This is a genomic window from Bradyrhizobium sp. NAS80.1 (assembly GCF_001908205.1).
Lineage (GTDB): Bacteria > Pseudomonadota > Alphaproteobacteria > Rhizobiales > Xanthobacteraceae > Bradyrhizobium.
On record NZ_LGHL01000005.1, the window covers coordinates 51,210 to 69,906 of the forward strand.

The 18,697-nt window shown below is 62.0% G+C and carries 18 protein-coding genes, 1 tRNA gene and 1 pseudogene; 13 read left to right on the plus strand and 7 right to left on the minus strand.

Features of this window, described 5'->3' with window-relative positions; translation table 11 throughout:
* Positions 1-82 precede the first annotated feature (82 nt).
* A tRNA-Leu gene (locus tag AC629_RS01065) sits at positions 83-167 on the plus strand.
* 645 nt (positions 168-812) lie between these two features.
* Here the strand turns inward: AC629_RS01065 and AC629_RS01070 are convergent.
* A complete protein-coding gene (locus AC629_RS01070; RefSeq protein WP_084802932.1) occupies positions 813-1,244 on the minus strand; it encodes a MerR family transcriptional regulator in 432 nt (143 codons plus the stop codon).
* Between AC629_RS01070 and AC629_RS01075 the strand changes: the two genes are divergently transcribed.
* The 3 genes from AC629_RS01075 to AC629_RS48170 are packed head-to-tail and all read left to right on the plus strand — an operon-like array spanning position 1,243 to position 2,204.
* Positions 1,243-1,680, plus strand: a complete 438-nt coding sequence (locus tag AC629_RS01075) for a mercuric transporter MerT family protein (protein ID WP_502692994.1) — start codon at positions 1,243-1,245, stop codon at positions 1,678-1,680. The genes AC629_RS01070 and AC629_RS01075 overlap by 2 nt on opposite strands.
* Before the next feature lie 12 nt (positions 1,681-1,692).
* Positions 1,693-1,977, plus strand: a complete 285-nt coding sequence (gene merP / locus AC629_RS01080; RefSeq protein ID WP_084802934.1) for a mercury resistance system periplasmic binding protein MerP — start codon at positions 1,693-1,695, stop codon at positions 1,975-1,977.
* A gap of 8 nt (positions 1,978-1,985) precedes the next feature.
* Entirely contained in the window at positions 1,986-2,204 is a 219-nt protein-coding gene (locus AC629_RS48170) for a GDCCVxC domain-containing (seleno)protein (RefSeq protein WP_502692995.1), read from the plus strand.
* A gap of 173 nt (positions 2,205-2,377) precedes the next feature.
* Here the strand turns inward: AC629_RS48170 and AC629_RS01090 are convergent, their stop codons facing one another.
* Together AC629_RS01090 and AC629_RS50075 are read right to left on the minus strand one after the other, a co-directional pair.
* Complete coding sequence (locus tag AC629_RS01090; RefSeq protein WP_210418978.1) at positions 2,378-3,040, minus strand: hypothetical protein; 663 nt, start codon at positions 3,038-3,040, stop codon at positions 2,378-2,380.
* 162 nt (positions 3,041-3,202) lie between these two features.
* Positions 3,203-3,283 (minus strand): annotated as a pseudogene (locus AC629_RS50075) (GDCCVxC domain-containing (seleno)protein); the annotation flags it as partial.
* Positions 3,284-3,867: 584 nt separating this feature from the next.
* Between AC629_RS50075 and AC629_RS01095 the strand changes: the two are divergent.
* Positions 3,868-4,158, plus strand: coding sequence for a hypothetical protein (locus tag AC629_RS01095; RefSeq protein WP_245331658.1), 291 nt, complete (start codon positions 3,868-3,870; stop codon positions 4,156-4,158).
* 46 nt (positions 4,159-4,204) lie between these two features.
* Positions 4,205-6,709, plus strand: a complete 2,505-nt coding sequence (locus tag AC629_RS01100; RefSeq protein WP_084802964.1) for an arylsulfatase — start codon at positions 4,205-4,207, stop codon at positions 6,707-6,709.
* A 183-nt stretch (positions 6,710-6,892) separates the two neighbouring features.
* Here AC629_RS01100 and AC629_RS01105 read toward each other — a convergent pair whose 3' ends face one another.
* Entirely contained in the window at positions 6,893-7,717 is an 825-nt protein-coding gene (locus AC629_RS01105) for a helix-turn-helix domain-containing protein (protein ID WP_084802936.1), read from the minus strand.
* 511 nt (positions 7,718-8,228) lie between these two features.
* On the opposite strand from AC629_RS01105, the gene AC629_RS01110 reads away from it, so the two are divergent.
* The 4 genes from AC629_RS01110 to AC629_RS01125 all read left to right on the plus strand — a co-directional run bounded on the left by AC629_RS01110 (position 8,229) and on the right by AC629_RS01125 (position 13,276).
* Positions 8,229-10,898, plus strand: a complete 2,670-nt coding sequence (locus AC629_RS01110) for a molybdopterin cofactor-binding domain-containing protein (RefSeq protein WP_084802937.1) — start codon at positions 8,229-8,231, stop codon at positions 10,896-10,898.
* Positions 10,895-11,488 carry a hypothetical protein gene (locus AC629_RS01115; protein ID WP_084802938.1) on the plus strand — a complete coding sequence of 198 codons (594 nt, stop codon included), beginning with the start codon at positions 10,895-10,897 and terminating at the stop codon, positions 11,486-11,488. The genes AC629_RS01110 and AC629_RS01115 overlap by 4 nt, the downstream gene beginning before the upstream one ends.
* A 139-nt stretch (positions 11,489-11,627) precedes the next feature.
* Positions 11,628-12,404 (plus strand): SRPBCC domain-containing protein, encoded by a 777-nt coding sequence (locus tag AC629_RS01120; RefSeq protein ID WP_084802939.1) that lies wholly within the window; start codon positions 11,628-11,630, stop codon positions 12,402-12,404.
* A gap of 89 nt (positions 12,405-12,493) precedes the next feature.
* Positions 12,494-13,276 (plus strand): type 1 glutamine amidotransferase domain-containing protein, encoded by a 783-nt coding sequence (locus AC629_RS01125; RefSeq protein WP_084802940.1) that lies wholly within the window; start codon positions 12,494-12,496, stop codon positions 13,274-13,276.
* 153 nt (positions 13,277-13,429) lie between these two features.
* On the opposite strand, the gene AC629_RS01130 is transcribed toward AC629_RS01125, so the two are convergent.
* On the minus strand, positions 13,430-13,687 hold the full coding sequence (locus AC629_RS01130; protein WP_210418979.1) for a hypothetical protein: 258 nt from the start codon (positions 13,685-13,687) through the stop codon (positions 13,430-13,432).
* Positions 13,688-13,979: 292 nt separating this feature from the next.
* Between AC629_RS01130 and AC629_RS01135 the strand changes: the two genes are divergently transcribed.
* A complete protein-coding gene (locus AC629_RS01135; protein WP_084802942.1) occupies positions 13,980-14,354 on the plus strand; it encodes a hypothetical protein in 375 nt (124 codons plus the stop codon).
* A 9-nt stretch (positions 14,355-14,363) separates the two neighbouring features.
* Here the strand turns inward: AC629_RS01135 and AC629_RS01140 are convergent, their stop codons facing one another.
* Together AC629_RS01140 and AC629_RS01145 are read right to left on the minus strand one after the other, a co-directional pair.
* The gene (locus AC629_RS01140) at positions 14,364-15,605 is read right to left on the minus strand and encodes a polysaccharide deacetylase family protein (protein ID WP_084802943.1); all 1,242 of its coding nucleotides are present in this window, start codon (positions 15,603-15,605) and stop codon (positions 14,364-14,366) included.
* Between the two features lie 173 nt (positions 15,606-15,778).
* Positions 15,779-16,552 (minus strand): polysaccharide deacetylase family protein, encoded by a 774-nt coding sequence (locus AC629_RS01145; RefSeq protein WP_084802965.1) that lies wholly within the window; start codon positions 16,550-16,552, stop codon positions 15,779-15,781.
* Between the two features lie 116 nt (positions 16,553-16,668).
* Between AC629_RS01145 and mgtE the strand changes: the two genes are divergently transcribed.
* Both mgtE and AC629_RS01155 read left to right on the plus strand, forming a co-directional pair.
* Positions 16,669-18,090 carry a magnesium transporter gene (gene mgtE, locus AC629_RS01150; protein WP_084802944.1) on the plus strand — a complete coding sequence of 474 codons (1,422 nt, stop codon included), beginning with the start codon at positions 16,669-16,671 and terminating at the stop codon, positions 18,088-18,090.
* Between the two features lie 203 nt (positions 18,091-18,293).
* On the plus strand, positions 18,294-18,596 hold the full coding sequence (locus tag AC629_RS01155) for a helix-turn-helix domain-containing protein (RefSeq protein ID WP_084802945.1): 303 nt from the start codon (positions 18,294-18,296) through the stop codon (positions 18,594-18,596).
* Positions 18,597-18,697: the final 101 nt, after the last annotated feature.

Sequence of the window (18,697 nt, forward strand, 5' to 3'; positions counted from 1 at the left end):
CAGGCTTGTATCCCCCTGATGGATTTGTTAGATCGGCGCCGCTGATCCGGCCAGCCGCAAGACCTCAGGCCGGTATCTCCTAGCGCTCGTGGCGGAACTGGTAGACGCGCTGCCTTGAGGTGGCAGTGGGTAACACCGTGGGGGTTCGAGTCCCTCCGAGCGCACCAATTTAAAACCCAGCAAGCTCAATGGCTCGCGGGGTTTTTCACTCCTCAAATATTACTTCCACATTAGCAACACTTGCTCGTTGAGGCAGTGCCAATGACAACAACGTTGTCAGCGTTCCTATGTAGCAATTGTTGTTTTCTTTGAGTCTTTTCACGTACGAGAGTTTTATACTGACGCACCAGAACAATGTGTCACGCTACTTGGGTCACCAACACGTGCAGGTGAAGAGAGTTGGTGGTTGCCCAAGAGGCATTCCCATAAGAGCCCCAATGACAGTCATTTGGTCTTGCCCTAAGTGTGATGAAAAGACTGCGCAGATGTGCCCTACCTGTGAGGGCCGGGGGTTCATCTCCACCGCTGGCGTAGGCATGCCTGAGGATGCCCAACAAGACATAGACAGCGAGGGTCCACGAGATCAATTCGTGACTGATAGTGGGGATTCGGGGAGACTGCGCTGGCGAAGGATGCGCTCGAAGTAGAACCCAAAGTATTCCTGGTTCCTCCCGGTGCCGTCGGCATAGGCGGCTGCCTGGGCGGTCGGCGCGCGACCAACGCCGTGCTGATGATTCCTCGCGGGGGGGCGATTAAAGGGCTCGGCGGTAGGGCAATAGAGCGGGCGTCACGAGCAGGCCGCGCACGCCGAGCTACTTGGGGCGCTGAACATCGAGGATATCCAACACCGGACAATCCGGTGCGGTGCTGCCCGTGCACCGCGCGACGGTTCTTGCCAGCAAATGCTCCAGCTTGCGAAGGTCGGCGATCTTGGCGCGGATATCGTTGAGGTGGTGTGCCGAGATCTCACGTACTTCGCGGCATGAGGCCTTTTCGGGGCCGCCAAGCCGCAGCAAGGTGCGAACCTCGTCGAGCGAGAAGCCAAGTTCGCGCGACCGCCGAACAAAGGCAAGGATGCGTCGCTCAGTCGGACCATAAACGCGCCGACCGTTGGCTGCACGCGATGGAGGCGGCAATACCTTGATCTTTTCGTAGTAGCGAATCGTTTCGATGTTCACGCCGGTCAGTTCCGAAAGCTGCCCGATCGTCAGCTGTTCCGCTCGCGAAGCCGTGATCCGGCGCATGGCCAATTCCCTTGATCCTGTAGTCACTACAGGATGTAGGGTCGCTTCCATGACGATCAAGCAAGAGAATACTGCCACGGAGTCCGGCCACGGGCCGGCCCTGCTCGCCTTGAGCGGCATGCTTGGAGCGCTCGCCGCTTCGTCATGCTGTGTCCTCCCGCTGGTGCTGTTCAGTCTCGGCATCAGCGGCGCGTGGATCGCCAACTTCACTCGCCTGGCGCCGTATCAGCCCTACTTCATTGCGGCGACGATCGCTTCCCTTGGTGCCGGTTATTGGCTGGTCTATCGATCCGCAAATCTCGCTTGCGCCGATGGAGAGGCATGTGCGCGCCCGATCTCAAACCGGCTGGTCAAAGCGGCGCTTATCCTGGCGACCGTGCTGGTCCTGGCCGCACTTGGCTTCGACTTCGTTGCTCCGCTGCTGTTCGACACATGAAATGGAGGTCCCATGAACAAGCTCCTCACCCCCTTGGTAATCGCGCTTGCTATGTCGGCATCGTCCACGGCGTTTGCCGCCGAAAAGACGATCACGCTTGCGGTCAAAAACATGGACTGCGCGGCTTGCCCGCACACCGTAAGAGCAAGCCTTGAAGCTGTACCGGGCGTGGTCAAGGTCGCTGTATCGTTCAAGGAGAAGACGGCGATCGTGACCTTTGACGAGAACAGGGCCGATGTGGCGGCACTCACGACGGCCACCACAAATGCCGGGTATCCTTCGGAGCCCAAGAGCTGATGAACGCAATGATCCCTGAATCGGTTATCAGCTGCCCGCATTGCGGCACCTCGAAGTCGGAAACGATGCCGACCGACGCTTGCCAGTTCTTCTACTTGTGCGCAGGCTGCGGCGCAAAACTCCGCCCAAAAGAGGGTGATTGCTGCGTGTTCTGCTCGTACGGCTCCGTGCCGTGCCCGCCGATGCAAGCCGAGCGTTCGGAGAGTGCTTCATGCTGCAGCGCTTAGGCTCGGCAGCCCAGGCGCCAGCACTCTGGCAGTAGCGTAGCCCAGCGTAGAAATCGGCGGGGTCGTACTCTCATCTGCGGGCTCCATTCGCGCGGCGTCATCGGGTAGACACACTTCGGCGCAGAGCGCGAGGGCGCGCGCGGCCGGTCGGCCCCAAGCCAAGGGCTTCAGGATCACTCCGGACGCGCGATAATCTGGTGATGGGCGTCAATCCCGATTTGGCCGCGCTCCGCTCCGTGCGGTTGGCCGCCACTATTGTAAATGACGAGGACGGCATTGTCGTGCGTCAGCATGCTCGGCAGAGTCACGGTGACGCTGGCGGTGCCGTCGGATTTTGCGGTGAAGCTGTTCGTCTTCCCGGTGCCGTCCATCGGAGTGAACGTGATCGGCTTCGTATCGAAATGATTCTCGAAGAGGCTGTAGCTCGCGTTCGGCTGCAGGTTCTTGAACGTCGCATTGAGCGTCACCTTGCCGTCCTTCTCCGCAATCGTGACGGTACCGGTGGCGGAGAGCCACGACTGGAGATCGAAGCCCAGCGGGTTGTGCTCGGCGTTGAATAGCTTCGACGTCTTGGGATCCTGGTCGATGAAAGGTGGCCGAACGCCGGCGACGTGCTTGATGCCCTGCGGACCGGTGGCTTCCGGAGCGGCAGAATCCTCGACGAAGACCTGCGGGTCGAGCGTCTTCGGCTGCTTGGTTTCCGCCGAGAAGAAAGCCGCGTGCGTGACGAACTCAAGCTTCAGGGGCGAGGCCGCGAAGACACCTCCGACGGAAGCGAAAAGCAGTCCGGCTGCTGCGGCCGCGGGGACGAGACGTCGTTCGAGCGTTTTGTACATTGGGGTATCGTTGCCTTTAGAGGTGACCGAACGAGCACGCCGCGCCCCCCCGGCGCCGCGGAGGGCACCAGCGGACACGGAGGCCCGACACCCTCAGTTCGCTGCGTCCCGCCGCGATGTTACCAGCGGAGGCGTCTTTTTTTTTAGTCCGACCAGAGGAGCCTATTCGCAGCAGCGGCCAGACTCCTGGGCCGGAGGACACGGAACCGTCCCATAGGAGCAGAAGACGCAGCAATCGCCGTCCGCGGCACTCGTTCAGGTGGCGATAATACTCCGGCAGTTGTGTCCAAGGGGCGGTTACGTTCGTGCAGCTCTCGTTTCAAACCTTGCAGTGCGTCCGGCGTTTGCTCCCGTGGTCGTTGCATCTCTATTTGGACGGGAGCAATTGCGTAGCCAGCGTAGAAATCGGCGGGGGTCTTGTCCGCGATCGCTACGCGTCCGAGCTGCGATTCGATCAACCACAATTCGGCAGAGCGAGACGCGAAGCATCGCTACGTCGCGGATGACGGTTGGGCACTCGATCCGAAGCGCCGGCCCATAGCTCGGCAAGTACGACCCCACATGCGGAGACAGACTGGCGGCCCTATCGTGTGCGGCGGTCCGGCGTGTGACGTGAATGTATTGATCTAGGTCAAACAGCAGAAGGGGCTCAGTGGGAACGTATGCCGCTGTTATCTCAGTGACGGTGACTAACCCGGAACACCCTGTCTCGAATGCCGTGTCCGGCCTTTGATGCCGATCCAGCGCGAACGATTCAGGCGATCGGTGAACTCGACGCCTTCGACAACAGCGTGAAGGCGGCGTCCCATAGGGACGGGAGGCGCGTCGTGAGCAAGTCTCGATATCCGCTGTACCTGACTTTCCTCGTCGTCAGCGGCGTGCTGCAGGGCGGTGACTTTGGGCTATCCGTGGCCACGGCCGCCAACGAGATGCCCAAGGACATGCCCGCCGCCCAGATCCGTAGCCAAGGGATAGCTTGCGACCGACCGCTGCGCGCCACGCGCGACGTCAAGCAATCAAGGCCGGATCACGAGGTCTGGATTCTGAAATGCGATAACGAGACCTACAGGATCGCCCGATACCCCGACATGGCAGCCAAGGTAGAGCAGTTGCGATAGCGGCATCTGCATCCCTGATGCAGGTGCAGCAGCAAGGGAGATGATCATGAAAATATCGGCGCTGTTACTTTCTACCGCTTTGGTGTGCGTGCTCGCCATTGTGCCGGCGGCCGCGCAACAGACCACAGGTACGCCGGGTTCGCCCGCCGCCACGACGACGATCGACGGCCGCTACCTCCCGCCGCCGCCACAGCCGTTCCAAGGTGAGATCAATCTCAACGCGGCGCAGTCGAAACCTGCGTGGCCCGCTCGAGTCGTGCCACCCAAGGGCGCGCCGAATATTGTCTTGATCCTGACTGACGATGTTGGCTTTGGAGCGCCGTCGACTTTCGGCGGTGTCATCCCGACGCCCACGCTTGACCGCATCGCTGCTAACGGGCTGCGCTACACGAACGTCCACACAACATCACTATGCTCACCAACGCGCGCGGCCCTCATCACAGGTCGCAACCATCACTCGGCCGGCTTCGGCGTGATCACGGAGCAGTCCACCGGTTTCCCCGGCTACGACAGCATCATCAAGAAGGATACTTCGACGATCGGCCGGATCCTTCAGGAAAACGGCTATCGCACGTCGTGGTTTGGCAAGAACCACAACACGCCCGACTGGACCGCGAGCCAAGCCGGCCCGTTTGACCAGTGGCCGACCGGCATGGGCTTTGAATACTTCTATGGCTTCGTTGGCGGCGACACCAGTCAGTGGCAGCCAAACTTGTTCCGCAACACCACAGCGATTTATCCCTATCTCGGGCATCCGGGCTGGAACCTGACCACCGCGATGGCGGATGATGCCGTCCACTGGCTAACCCAGTTGAATGACATCAACCCGTCTTTGCCGTTCTTCCTCTATTACTGCCCCGGCGGCACGCACGCGCCACACCAGCCGACACCGGAGTGGATCAAAAAAATCGGCGATATGCACCTGTTCGACAAGGGCTGGAACGCGCTGCGCGACGAGATTTTCGCCAACCAGAAGAAGCTCGGCGTGATCCCGCAGGACGCCAAGTTGACACCTTGGCCGGAGAATTTACTCAAGAAGTGGGACACGCTGACCGATGAGGACAAGAAGCTTTTCATCCGTCAAGCGGACGTCTACGGCGCCTATCTAGCTTACACTGACCATGAGATCGGCCGCGTCATCCAGGCCGTCGAAGATATGGGCAAGCTCGATAACACGCTCATTATCTACATCAGCGGCGACAACGGCGCTTCTGCTGAGGGAACGCCCTTGGGCACACCGAGCGAGGTCATGGCGTTCAATGGTGTCGAGGTGCCCGTGGCCGACCAGATGAAATGGTACGACCTCTGGGGATCCGACCAGACCTATGCGCACATGGCGGTCGGTTGGACTTGGGCGTTTGACACCCCGTTTAAGTGGACGAAACAAATTCCATCCTTCTTTGGCGGCACACGCAACGGCATGGCGATCACCTGGCCGGGACAAATCACTGACAAGGGCGGCATCCGAAATCAGTTCGGCCATGTGATCGACATCGTGCCGACGCTGCTGGAGGCGACCGGCATTCCCGCGCCGGTTATGGTCGACGGCATTGCGCAGAAGCCGATCGAGGGCGTGAGTATGGCTTACACGTTCGACAAGGCCAATGCCGACGCGCCCTCGCGGCATCACACGCAGTATTTCGAAATGATGGGCGTGCAGGGACTGTACAATGACGGTTGGATGCTCAGCGCCGTTCCGCTTCGGGCACCATGGGAATTGGTAGGAAAGGCTGTCCTTGATCCCGCCAGCGCCTATAAGTTCGAGTTGTACGACGTCCAGCACGATTGGACGCAATACACTGATGTTGCCGCCGCCAATGCTGGGAAGGTGCGCGAGATGACCGACCTGATGTTTGGCGAGTTTGCCAAGCATCAGGTCCTGCCGCTGGATGCCTCCGCAGCAACGCGCTTGGTGGCTCCGCGACCCAACGCGGCGGCCGGTCGGCGTCTCTTCACCTACTCTGGCGAGACCGTGACCGGCATTCCTCACGGGGACGCGCCAAACCTGCTCAACACATCCTATACCATCACTGCCGATATCGACGTCCCGCAGGGTGGCGCGGAGGGTGTGATCCAAACCAATGGCGGGCGTTTCGGCGGCTATGGGCTGTATCTGTTGAAGGGCAAGCCCGTATTCGTCTGGAACCTGCTTGACCTCAAACGGATCCGCTGGGAGAGCCCGGACGCTCTGTCGCCCGGCAAGCACACCATCGAGTTCGATTTCAAGTATGATGGTCTGGGTTTTGCGACGCTTGCGTTCAACGACATGAGCGGGCTCGGGCGCAGTGGCACAGGCGCACTCAAGGTCGACGGCAAAGTGGTGGCGACGCAGACCATGGATCGGACGGTGCCTATTATCCTGCAATGGGATGAGACCTTTGACATCGGGGCAGACACCGGCACGCCGGTGGATGATCGCGACTACCAGGTCCCGTTTGCGTTCACCGGCAGGATCGACAAGCTGACCGTCGCGCTCGATGAGCCGAAGCTCACGGCCGACGATGTGAGTAAATTGGAGGCCGCCTATCGCGCCGCGCAGGACGCAAGGTAGCTGCGGTCGGTTTTCGGATGACGCGCGATCGCTTCAAATGCACTTTCGGGCCTGAAACGCACACGATGCTTTGAAGAACCCAGACAGCCCGTTGAAATCGCAGCAAATGCGATTGGCCTCCGAGTGCGCCGAAGAATGGGCATGATCGGAAGAGCGCTTCACACCCTTCCGGATCATGCCTCACTAACGCTGCGAGAGACGTCTTCCAAATTCATTCGTAACCCCCCGACTGAACCGCAGCGGGGGAAAGCCGGTCATGCGCTTGAACTCCTTCGTGAAATGGGATTGGTCGTGGTAGGAGTCGTAAATCTCCTGCGCGAACGTATCGTACGGCCGCCTCTGCGCCCAAATTTGATAGAACTTTTGAAAGCGGAAGATCTCGGCGATGGTCTTGGGGGGCACGCCGACGTGATGCCTGAAAAGCAGGTCCAGGTAACGCCGCGAGTAGCCTGTGCTTTGTTCCAGATCGGCGATCGCTGTCCTTCCGCCACTGGCTCTGAGCGCGGCTACGCAATAGTCGACGACGGAGTTCTGCTTTTTGCTTCCCTGCAAGCGCCGGAGCAACTGCGCTTGGATGAAACCGACTTTTTGATCGACGCTTTTCAAGCCGTGTACTTGGTCGATGACTTGCTGTCCCCATTTGCCGAGCAACGTGTCGACAGCCAGATGGCGGTTCGTTGTTTCTGCCATCGGCACGCCAAAGATTGGAAAGGCGCCGCACGGGTGAAAGTCGATGCCGACCAGACCAGTTTTTTTGGGCTGGGTGCGCAGGAAGGCAGGGCCATCTCTAACGCCCACGAAATAGACTCCTTTCTCGCGGCCTTCCTCGACCTGTCCGTTCGCAGTCGAGATCATCGAATTTTCGTACGGGATTATAAGCCGCGAGCAACCGTTGGGGACTGATACAGTCGTGTCGTCTGGCGGCAGGCCAAAGTCGCTCTCGAATACCCACACGGCTTCGACGTGTGCACTGAGCTCGGGTCTTGGTCTGGCGAACACAACCTTCATATGAGCAACCTGTCGAACTCCTGCCGCTTCATCAGGAGTTAACACGAATGTTGCGCCTCTATTCCGCCAGACTTCCTTCGGCGCAACTCCCTGGTCTCAAGTTGCTTCTCGCGGCTGTGCCCAATCGCCGCAAGCGGAGTGTCCGACTCCAAACACGCTTGGATGTCTGGTGGTCATCTCGATATGTCACGCACAATGACGCAATTTCTAGCTGTTCTTCTAGCTCGGCGAGCAACCCTTCGGCGGACTTGCCGGCCGGAGGCTTGAACACCGCATTCAGCGTGATAGGGAGCCGAATGCGGAGCCCCGTCAAGTCAAGAAAGCAGCGCGTTCGCCCTCATCCGATCCTGGCCGCACAGAATTTCTCATTTTTACAATACGTCGCCGCTTGGACTTGCGAAGTTTGGGCCTGCTCAGGCGACGTCCTGCCTCGCAGAGCACGCGTCTTGGGCGCCGTTTGGGCGGAAGTCGCGCCAGGGCATCGCGCGGGCATGGGTCAGGAAAGTGTGCAATGACGCATGAGGAACGCAGAGCGCGAGCTCCTGCCTTCATCGCGAGTTCGCGGGCGAAACACGAAATCTCCCGGCGCGGCTTTCTTGCTGGTAGCATTGCCGTGCTGACGTCGGGCTCGGCTCTCGCGCAAGGCAGGAATGGCGTGACAAGCCGGCTCAATGCCTGGCTTCGAATTGCGGCCGACGACACGGTGACGCTGACCGTGTCGCAATCCGAAATGGGCCAGGGCATTTCGACCACCCTTCCAGTCGTTCTTGCCGACGAGCTTGGGGCCGACTGGTCGCGTGTTCGTTTCGAGACCGCTGATTTCGATCCGGCGTACCGGCATCCACAATGCAAATGGATGTTCACTGGCAACAGCGAGTCGGTCTCGACCTTCTATCCGATCATGCGCACGATGGGTGCGGCTGCCCGCCAAATGCTAACGAGTGCAGCCGCCATGCGCCTAGGCGTCGAGGAGACCACGCTGCGCGTCGACAACGGACGCATCCATCACGACCCCAGCGGCCGCTCAGTCTCGTTCGGTCAAGTCGCCGCGGAAGCCGCCAAGCTGCCAGCTCCCGAGGCCCCGACACTCAAATCGCGGGGCGCACTGAAGATGATCGGCAAGCCGCAGCAGCGCATCGACATTCCGTTAAAGGTCGACGGCTCGGCGGTGTTTGGCATTGACGTGAAGGTTCCGGGCATGGCGATCGCCGCAATCCGCCGGGCACCATCGCAGGGTGGCGTGCTCCTGAGCTATGACGCCGCCGCGATCAAAGCCAAACCCGGCGTCATCGCCGTCGTTGAAATCCGTTCGGGCCTTGCTGTGGTGGCGGCGCATTATTGGCAGGCGAGGCGCGCGCTCGATGGCGCGCTGCTGCAGTTTGGTCCGGGTCCGCTCGAGGACTATTCGACGGAAGTCCAGCGACAGCACTATACCGACTTGCTCAGGACGGCGCCGTTCGAGGTGAAGAAGAAGACGGGCAATGCCGAGGGCGTGTTGGCGGCGGCCGGCATCGTTCGCGAGGCGACGTTCGAGATCCCGGCGCGGGCCCATGCGACCATGGAGCCGATGAACTGCACGGCCCATGTAACCGATGATCGCTGCGAACTGTGGATCCCCGCGCAAGGCATCGAGATGATTCACACCGTCGCAAAGCAGACGACGGGCCTGCGCGACGATCAAATCATCATGCACCGCACGCTGCTCGGAGGTGGCTTCGGCAGGAGGCTGCTGGCGGACTTCGCGCGCGACGCGATCATCGTTTCCAGGGCCGTAGGCCGGCCGGTAAAGGTCATCTGGAGCCGCGAGGAGGACATGCGTTATGACGCCTATCGCCCGCCAATGACGCATCAGATTCGTGCGTCGCTGGGCGGCGGTGGACAGCCGGAGGCGATGACCCATCGCGTGGTCTCCCCGTCGCATATGCTCTACATCCTGCCGCGCCCGGAAACCGTAACCGACTGGACACGCCCCATGATGGCGCCCGCGGCCTATGACCAAATGGCCGTTGAGGGACTCCTCGATCCTCCATATTCGTTGCCGAACTACAGGGTTGAGCAATATCGGGTCGAGACGCCGCTGTCGGTCTCGGTATGGCGGACCACCGGCCATGGGCCGAACCATTTCGTGCTCGAAGGCTTCATTGACGAATTGGCTCATGCGGCGCAGCAGGATCCGCTCGCCTACCGACTGACATTGGCGACGGCAGACAAGCGGGCACTGGCGGTGCTCACGGCGGTTGCACAGATGTCCGATTGGACCAGCACGCCGCCGGCCGGGCGTGCGCGCGGCATCGCGCTTGCAAAAGCCTTCAACGGGTACATCGCGCAAGCCGTTGAACTCTCGGTCTCCAACAAGGAGATCGCGGTCCATGACGTATGGAGCGCGGTCGATGTCGGCGAAACGCTCGATCCCGGCATTGCCGCCTCGAACATCGAAGGCGGCGTGGTCTTGGGCCTTTCGGGGTTGCGGACCGAAGTGACCTTCGCCAATGGCGAGGTGCAAGAGACCAATTTCGATGGCTTCGAGCCGGTGCATCTCTGGGAGACGCCACGTATCAAAACGCAGTTCGTTGAAAGTGGCGCGAAGCCGAGCGGCACCGGCGAACTGGGGGGCGGTCCCGACCCATGCCGCAGTCTGCAATGCCATTTTCGCCGCCACCGGCGAGCGCATCCGCGCACTCCCGATTTCTCGGAGCGGGTATCGATTTGCCCCAAGCGGAACAGCGTCATGACACGCTTCAAATTGAACGGTCGTTCGGTAACGATCGACGCTGAGCCGGACACGCCGCTGCTTTGGGTGCTGCGCGACGAGCTCGGCCTTACGGGCACCAAATATGGTTGTGGAATAGCGGCTTGCGGCGCGTGCACGGTCCACGTCGAGGGCAAGCCAGTCCGCTCCTGCTCCTTGCCGCAAAGTGCGGCGGAAGGGAAGAGCGTCGTCACGATCGAGGGCCTCTCAAAGGACCGATCGCATCCACTGCAGCGTGCCTGGATCGACGAACAGGTCCCACAATGCGGCTACTGTCAGTCCGGCATGCTGATGGCAGCAGCCGCACTTCTGGAGGTCAAGCCGCATCCTTCGGATCAAGACATCGATGCCGCGATCACGAACATCTGCCGCTGTGGAACCTACGTCCGGATACGAAGAGCGATCCATAGGGCTGCCGGGAGCGCGAAATGAAGGTGCATACCGCTTTCGCCTTCTCGGCCGTTGCTGGTTTGGCTGCGCTAACAATGGTTGGCCTTTTTCCGCAGCGTTCGGCAGCGCAGCCCGCCGCGCAGGAGGCGGAATCGCGTGCTGCCTTCGCGGTCGTGGCTACGGTCATCGGCAGCCCACGCTGCCAAGGTTGTCATACCCAAAGTGAGTTTCCGCGGCAGGGCGATGACCAACATCGTCACCTATTCAACGTCATGCGTGGGCCGGATGACGGGGGCGCGCTCGGACTTCCCTGTACGACATGTCACGGGCAGGCCAACAACGCCGCCAGCGGTGTCCCTGGAGCCGACGAAGCCTGGCGCCTCGCGCCGATCAGCATGGGATGGGAGGGGCTGACCACGGCTGATATCTGTCGTCATCTCAAGGATCCCGTGCACAACGGCCGCCGCATCGGTGAGCAGGTTGTCGATCATTTGAGGACGGGTCTTGTGAAGTGGGCGTGGTCGCCTGGAACGGACGCCCATGGTCGCGCACGGACGACTCCGAGCGTGCCTTATTTCGACTTCATAGCAGCGGCGGAAATGTGGGTACAAACAGGTGAGGCCTGTCCGTGACCTGCGGATTGAGAGTTTCGGTCGGCGCAATGGGTTGGAGCGAAGCGCTTATGCCGTTGCACGATGACGCCCAGGTATCCCTGGACAAGTCTACCCCTTGAAAAATCTATCCCTGGAAAGGTCGGCAGAGGATCCTCCGATGCACACAAAGGCCAGCGTCCAATCCGTCGCCGACACAGCTCGCGGGATCGTTCTCGCTACCGTTGAAATCGCAGCACGGCCTGAACACGTATTTCGAGCACTTACTGAGCCCGATCAGGTCGTTCGATGGTGGGGCTCGGATGAAGCCTACCGCATGACCAACTGGGAAATGGATATCGGTGTCGGTGGTCACTGGCGATCGGAAGGACGAAATGCGGACGGAACCTCGTTTCGCGCCTCGGGTAAATTGCGGAGGGTCGACCGCCCAACGGCCCTGTCCATGAGCTGGATGTCGGATTGGGACGGAGGTCAAGCCAGCGTAGTGCATTATGCGCTCGAAGGAACGACGCGTACGACGAGACTTACTTTATGTCACGAGGAGCTCGTAGACCGTCCAGACGCCTGCCGAGCATATGCTGAGGGCTGGAGGCTCGTGCTTGGTTGGCTGCAACAATATCTCGCGCCTCAATCGACTGAAGCGTTCTTTCTCCTTCGTCTCAATCCGCCCAGGCCGAACTTTTCGGAAGACATGTCCTCGGAAGAGGTGGCGCTTATGAAACTGCACTTCGGCTATTGGGCGACGCTCCTGCAAGCGGGAACTGCCATCGCCTACGGGCCGGTAGCGGATCCCGGCGGCACTTGGGGCGTCGCGATTGTTCGCGCTGCCGAGATGGACGCCGCATGGGTACTTACGGACCAGGATCCGGTCATACGATCGGGAAGGGGGTTTCGATACGAGATTTTCGCAATGCCCCAATTGATGCGGGGCGAATGACTTGTTCGACCCAGGTCCCCACGCAATTCCAGAGAGAGTTGTCACACACGGTCAGAAGACCAACGCATGACGAACAGAGGAGCATCCTAATGGGCGAGAAGCTTGGCCACGAAGACGTCAATCCAGTCGACCCGCGTCAGCCAAAACGGATTGCGATTGTCATCTCGAACGCAGCGATATCCGGCAACACAGGATGGCCGGTTGGCTTCTGGTGGAGCGAGCTCACCCACACCTTTCACATGTTCATCGAGCGCGGCTACGAGGTTGAGGTGTTCAGCCCGAAGGGCGGACGCTGCGAGGCCGACCCAATGAGCGATCCACGGGACGAGAGCCGTTGGTCCGCGGGCGATTTGATATCGATGGGCTTCATCCACACGCCCGAATATGTGCGGCTCGTTGAGGAGACACGCCCCGCGCGGGAGATCGAGCTGGACAAGTTCGACGCAATTGTCGTGGCCGGCGGCCAGGGCCCGATGTTCACCTTCGAGCAGGCGAAGGACCTGCAGGACAAGTTTGTCGCGTTCTACGAAGCCGGCAAAGTGACGGCGGCGCTCTGCCACGGTACAGCGCTGTTGCGCTTCGCCAATCTGAAAGATGGAAAGCCACTTGTTCGCGGCAAGATATTCACGGGGTTCTCCAATATGGAGGAAGATGACGCCGATGCGAAAACCTGGCAGATGGGCGCGCTGCCGCGCGGCGAGCACATCATGCCGTGGCGCATCGAGGACGAGGTCAAGAAGCTCGGCGGAATCTATACGCAGGGCGGTCTGTGGCGGAGCTATGCGGTCCGCGATGGCAACCTGATCACCGGTCAGCAGCAATTCTCCGGGCGCGAGGTCGGCAGGTTGGTCATCGAGGCGCTAGGCGGATAGGCGAAATCTGGGCCGGGCGCCCGGATAAGCGGGGAGGAGCGCACCTCTCGCCCCGTCCGAGTAAGCCATTGAAACTGCTAATATCTTCTCCACCCTCCGAGCGCGTCACCTTCAAATCTCATGCGTGGAAGCAAGCGGCCCCCCGCGGGGCGTTCAGCCGTATTCCTCGCCGATCCCGTATTCCTTGTAGATCTCAAGCGGGTCCGTATCCGGAAACAGGCGGCATTTGGCCTGGGCGAGGTGCAGCCTCACCGCGGCCGGCTCCTTGCCGTTCGCGAGCATTTTGCGGATATCGTCCATATGCGCGTTCGGCCGGTGCTTGGGTTCGAGCTGCTCGAGCGCGACGAGCGCGGTCGCGAGGGCCTCGGTGAGAACCCAGTCGTCGTGGCCCGTGATTCCTTTTCTCGGCATCGGCAGACCCCACATGCGGTGGCTGTGTCAGTTTACCGTAGCTTGCGCCGAATCTCCATCGAGCTGCGGCAACCTCGCGTTAAACTTGGAACAAGCCGGCAGCTGTACTCCCGCTTGCGTTGGGGCCGCGCGTGGCTGAAAGCCGTCCAGCGGGCAGGCGATCGTAATCCTTGTTGAAACAAAGTTGGCGTAGACGGACCTGTGCGGGCATGCAGGCCGGCTGTTCCGGCCTGCAACCCATACCCCTGAATTCTAAAAAGCCACGGTCGTACCGATCAAGGCTGGAGCCAGCATGGTCCTTCTTAGCTTCGTCTACCGCTTCGTCACCAATTTCGCGTTCCTGGCGGTGGTCTATTTCAGCCTCAACTTCATGGAGAAGTATCCGAACCGGGCAATCCTGGCGATACTGGTGCTGGTCTATACCGGTATGCGCGCGGCCTCGACGTTGCGCGCGTTCTACTTCTTCCAGAAGATCGAAAAGCTGGAAGCCGAGGCGAAGCGCCTTCAGGCTCCAATCAATGACGGCTCAGGCGGAACCCCGGCGCGCAAGCAGATCGTGACCGACGTTGCGCGGCTGCGCCGCGACGGCGAGCTCAAGTCCTATATGGACCTGTTCTTCCTGGCACTGATCGTGCTGCTCTGCGTCGCCAACATCATACGGCAGTAAGCGCCTTACTCAGGCGCGCTTCTTCGCGCTGGTTGCGATGTGGGTCGGGCGGGGCGCCGTGCCCTTGGCCTGCGGGGCAGGATTCGGAGCCTGTGCGCTCCGGGGGGCGTGCGGCTTGCCGGCCTTGCCTTTGGCCCCACGGGGCGTCTGGGCCGCCATCGCCAGCCGCGTTGCGGCACGCCGCGACAAGGTCGTGGAGAGCAGGACCTCGATCGAGCCTTCCGGGATCGCAAAGAGATCGGGGCCAGGCACGGGCAGGGTGGATGCGACATCCGCCTGGGCCTTGGTCCGGCGCGGCAGCAGCGGCTCATGCGCCGACTGCGCATTGAGATCGGCAAGAGAGGGCGCCGGAAGCGTCGTGGTCTGCGTGAACACGAAGTTCGGCACGCCCGGCCAGCGTGCGATCGGCACCGTCTCCGTCGGCGGATGCAGCAGCCATTCCACCGGCGTGGTCGGCGTCGCCGGCCGGTCGGCGGTCGCAGGCACCACATGCACGATGCGATAGCCGCGTGCCTTGAGGTCGCGGATGATCTTCGGCAGCGCCGCCACCGTGCGCGCCTGGATGTCGTGTAGCAGCAGGATGCCCTTGCCCTTGGCCTCCAGCCGCTGGATCGCAAGCTGGTAGACGCGGTCGGACGACACGTGGCGCCAGTCGTCGGCCGGGAAGTCCGCGCTCCAGACCTGGATGCCGCGCGAGATCAGATAGTTCTCGACGCCGTCGGCGCGCATCAGGCCGGGAATGCGAAAGAACGGCGCAAGCTTGGACGGATCGGTCATGGCGGCCGAGGTCCACTCGATGCCGCCGTTGATCTCCGTCTCGGCCTTCTCGATCGGCATCCTGTCGAACGTCAGGGGATGGTTCATGCTGTGGGTGCCGACGGTGTGACCCGCCGCCACCAGCTTGCGCACCCCTTCCGGGTTGGCCTTGGCCTGGCCGCCGATGATGAAGAAGGTCGCCTTGATGCACTCGTCGGCGAGGATCTGAAGCACCTGGTTCGAATATTTCGGCAAGGGACCGTCATCGAAGGTCAGGACGACTTCATGGTCCTTCAGCGGCAGCGTCTCGCGGTACTGCATGGTGCCGATGCGCGGATGCTCGCGCGGATCCACCACGAGGGTGCGGGAGGTGCCAAGCGCGTCCGGATGGCCGGGGCAGTCGCTCGCGAGGGCCGCCGGCGAACCGATGGTCAGGAACCCAAGACAAAGGACGATGCACGATCGCGTCCGGAGAATACCGCTACTTCCGATCATGAACTTCGTCTGCCCTTACATGCGATTGCCGCCATAGCAGGTCGGAGATGCCGCAAAACGGTTCCACCGCAAGACCTTCGAAAGTCCCCCTTCCATCTTTGCATGTCGTAGCATGAACAGATTGTTAATAGGGCCTCAATCACCCCATTTTGCCCCGGCGTGACATTCCGGCATCAATGCGCGTCGGCATTCTTCTGCGGCGCCGCTGCCGGCACGACGTGAACGACGCGGTAGCCGTTTTCCCGCAAATATTGCAGGAAGGCCGGCATGATCGCGGCCGTACGTGCCTTGGGGTCGTGGAAGAGGATGATACCCTTGCCGGCGGCGGCCAGGCGCTCCGTGACGAGCTTCAGTTCCTGCTCCGGCGTCATCTCGTTCCAGTCGCTGGCCCAGAGGTCAGCCCCGAACACCACGATGCCGCGCGACTGCAACAGGTCGAGCTGTGCCGGCGTCGCCTCGAAATAGGGGAAGCGGAAGAACGGCGTCGCGGGCGTCGTGGTCGACATTCCTTTCAGCGCCATCTCGTTGGCCGCGATGCCGCGGTCGATCTCATTCTTGGCCTTGTCGAACGGGATTCGCGCCATGAACGGATGCGACCAGGTGTGATGGCCGATGGTGTGACCCTCGCGCGCGATGCGCTTGACCATGTCGGGGTGTTGGGAGGCGTGCAGGCCGATCAGGAAGAAGGTCGCGCGCACGCATTCCTGCGCCAGCGCCGCCAGCACCTTCGATGTCGTCGGCGGGTGCGGGCCGTCGTCGAAGGTCAGGACGACCTCGTGATCGGCGAGCGGCAGCGTCTGCGGGAAGCTCTTCAAGCCCACGCGCGGCGTGGTCTGGGCGTCGACGCTCAGCACCCGCGAGGTGCCGAGCGCGTCCTTGCGCGGGCAGTCGGCGGCTTCAGTCGGGGCGATGCAGCTGAGGGCAGCAAGGACCGCGCCGGCCGACATCGAGATCCACCTCAGTCGCAGCATCTTTGTCATTGCGCTCGTTGCTGCCTTGTGGGTATTGCCTGAACCATCAGCTCAGATCACTCGTTCCAACCTGTCGAACGGCGAGCCGCGCCATGGATCAACATAGCGAAGGTGCCGCATCTGCCGAGGCCTCGGTACTCGACCACGTGCCGATGCGCAATGAAGACGGCGAAATTCGTCACGAATTCGTCGAGGAAATTGCCCATGCGATCGAGGCCAGCGACAGCGCCGCGCTGCGCGCCTGCGTTGCCGAGCTGCACGAGGCCGATCTCGGCGATTTGATCGCGGCCCTGCAGCCCGACGACCGCGTCCGCCTGGTCGAGCTGACCGGACGCGATTTCCACTTCTCCGCGCTGAACGAAGTCGATGAGACGGTCCGCGAGGAGATCCTCGAGGAGCTGCCGCCGGAGACGGTCGCCGAGGGCGTCCGCGAGCTCGAATCCGACGACGCGGTCGAGCTCCTGGAGACCCTCGACGAGGCGGAGCAGGTGGAGATCCTCGAGAAGCTGCCCTTGCAGGAGCGCGTCGCGCTCGAGCGCAGCCTGCTGTATCCGGAAAATTCCGCCGGCCGCCGGATGCAGACCGAGTTCATCGCGGTGCCGCAGGATTTCACCGTGGGCCAGGCGATCGACTACATGCGCGAGGCGCCGGATCTGCCCGACCGCTTCTACGAGATCTACGTCGTCGACAAGGACCGGCATTGGCAGGGCGCCGTGCCGCTCGATGTGCTGCTGCGCGCGCGCCGCCCGGTGCCGCTCACTGAGCTCACCGACGAGGATCGCCGCCGCGTCTCCGTCCTGGAGGACCAGGAGGAGGTGGCGCGCATGTTCGGCAAGTACAATCTCGTCGCCGCGCCCGTGCTCGACACCCAGGACCGCCTCGTCGGCGTCATCACTGTCGACGACGTCGTCGACGTCATCGAGGAGGAGGCGGATGAGGACCTCAAGGCGCTCGGCGGCGTCACCAGCGACGAACGGCTGTCGGACACCTTTCTGACGATTGCGCGCGGCCGCTTCAACTGGCTGCTGGTCAATCTCGCCACCGCCTTCCTGGCGTCCTCCGTGCTCGGCCTGTTCGAGGGCCAGCTCGAGAAGATGGTGGCGCTCGCGGTGCTCGCGCCGATCGTGGCGAGCCAGGGCGGCAATGCCGCGACCCAGACCATGACGGTCGCGGTGCGTGCGCTTGCAACCCGCGAGCTGGGTTCCTTCAACGCCTGGCGCGTGGTGATGCGCGAGACGCTGGTCGGCCTCGTCAACGGACTCGCTTTCGCCGTGATCACGGGCATCGCGGCGGTGGCATGGTTCAAGATCCCGGGCCTCGGCATGGTGATCGGGCTCGCGATCATCTGCAACCTTGTCGCCGGCGCGCTCGGCGGCATCCTGATCCCGATGGCGCTCGAACGCGTCAGGGCTGATCCGGCGGTGGCCTCCGGCACGTTCGTCACCACGGTGACCGACGTCGTCGGCTTCTTCTCCTTCCTCGGCATCGCGACGCTCTGGTTTGGATTGAAGTAGGTCTCGTGTCCCGGGCGTGCTGCGGCGCGCGAGCGCTGCTGCGCAGAACCGGGACCCAGATTGGTGCGGCTCGCTCTACGGCGAGATGGGCCCCGGCTCTGCAGCGCACCGCCGAAGTGGCGCTCCGCCGCGTCCGGGACACGAGATCGCGTCTTTAATCCGAACTTAAGCGACCTGCCGCATCATCGCCCGTGCTTGAGGGAATGGACATGCGGTTGCGGCTGAAGGCGGACGGACGGATCGTCGAGTTGCGGGACGGGCAGGAGTTTCCGGTCCAACCTGCGGCCAATACTGCGCCGGCTGACACCAGCTCGCTCGCGGTGCGCGATTTGCGCCGTCGCGCCTGCCTCACCCAGATGGAGTTTGCCGCCAAACTCGGCGTGCCCGTCGAGACCATTCGCAACTGGGAGCAGGGCAAGCGCGCTCCGCGCGGACCGGCCCGCGCGCTGCTCGCGGTGATCGCGCATGCGCCGGACACGGTGTTCCAGGCGCTCGCGAAGGCCTGACCCGAACTTCCTGTTAGAGCTCTCGGACGACGAGATGGCTCGGATCGCGGCGCTGGCCAGTCCGAAGGGCCGCCTGACCGATTTTGGCTTAGCGCCAAAAT

What these genes read in the sequence shown, in the direction of transcription:
- AC629_RS01075 (WP_502692994.1), top strand. Translation starts at nt 1,243, where the DNA reads ATGGCCAATTCCCTTGATCCTGTAGTCACTACAGGATGTAGGGTCGCT.
- AC629_RS01070 (WP_084802932.1), bottom strand. Translation starts at nt 1,244, where the DNA reads ATGCGCCGGATCACGGCTTCGCGAGCGGAACAGCTGACGATCGGGCAG.
- merP (WP_084802934.1), top strand. Translation starts at nt 1,693, where the DNA reads ATGAACAAGCTCCTCACCCCCTTGGTAATCGCGCTTGCTATGTCGGCA.
- AC629_RS48170 (WP_502692995.1), top strand. Translation starts at nt 1,986, where the DNA reads ATGATCCCTGAATCGGTTATCAGCTGCCCGCATTGCGGCACCTCGAAG.
- AC629_RS01090 (WP_210418978.1), bottom strand. Translation starts at nt 3,040, where the DNA reads ATGTACAAAACGCTCGAACGACGTCTCGTCCCCGCGGCCGCAGCAGCC.
- AC629_RS01100 (WP_084802964.1), top strand. Translation starts at nt 4,205, where the DNA reads ATGAAAATATCGGCGCTGTTACTTTCTACCGCTTTGGTGTGCGTGCTC.
- AC629_RS01105 (WP_084802936.1), bottom strand. Translation starts at nt 7,717, where the DNA reads ATGAAGGTTGTGTTCGCCAGACCAAGACCCGAGCTCAGTGCACACGTC.
- AC629_RS01110 (WP_084802937.1), top strand. Translation starts at nt 8,229, where the DNA reads ATGACGCATGAGGAACGCAGAGCGCGAGCTCCTGCCTTCATCGCGAGT.
- AC629_RS01115 (WP_084802938.1), top strand. Translation starts at nt 10,895, where the DNA reads ATGAAGGTGCATACCGCTTTCGCCTTCTCGGCCGTTGCTGGTTTGGCT.
- AC629_RS01120 (WP_084802939.1), top strand. Translation starts at nt 11,628, where the DNA reads ATGCACACAAAGGCCAGCGTCCAATCCGTCGCCGACACAGCTCGCGGG.
- AC629_RS01125 (WP_084802940.1), top strand. Translation starts at nt 12,494, where the DNA reads ATGGGCGAGAAGCTTGGCCACGAAGACGTCAATCCAGTCGACCCGCGT.
- AC629_RS01130 (WP_210418979.1), bottom strand. Translation starts at nt 13,687, where the DNA reads ATGCCGAGAAAAGGAATCACGGGCCACGACGACTGGGTTCTCACCGAG.
- AC629_RS01135 (WP_084802942.1), top strand. Translation starts at nt 13,980, where the DNA reads ATGGTCCTTCTTAGCTTCGTCTACCGCTTCGTCACCAATTTCGCGTTC.
- AC629_RS01140 (WP_084802943.1), bottom strand. Translation starts at nt 15,605, where the DNA reads ATGATCGGAAGTAGCGGTATTCTCCGGACGCGATCGTGCATCGTCCTT.
- AC629_RS01145 (WP_084802965.1), bottom strand. Translation starts at nt 16,552, where the DNA reads ATGTCGGCCGGCGCGGTCCTTGCTGCCCTCAGCTGCATCGCCCCGACT.
- mgtE (WP_084802944.1), top strand. Translation starts at nt 16,669, where the DNA reads ATGGATCAACATAGCGAAGGTGCCGCATCTGCCGAGGCCTCGGTACTC.
- AC629_RS01155 (WP_084802945.1), top strand. Translation starts at nt 18,294, where the DNA reads ATGGACATGCGGTTGCGGCTGAAGGCGGACGGACGGATCGTCGAGTTG.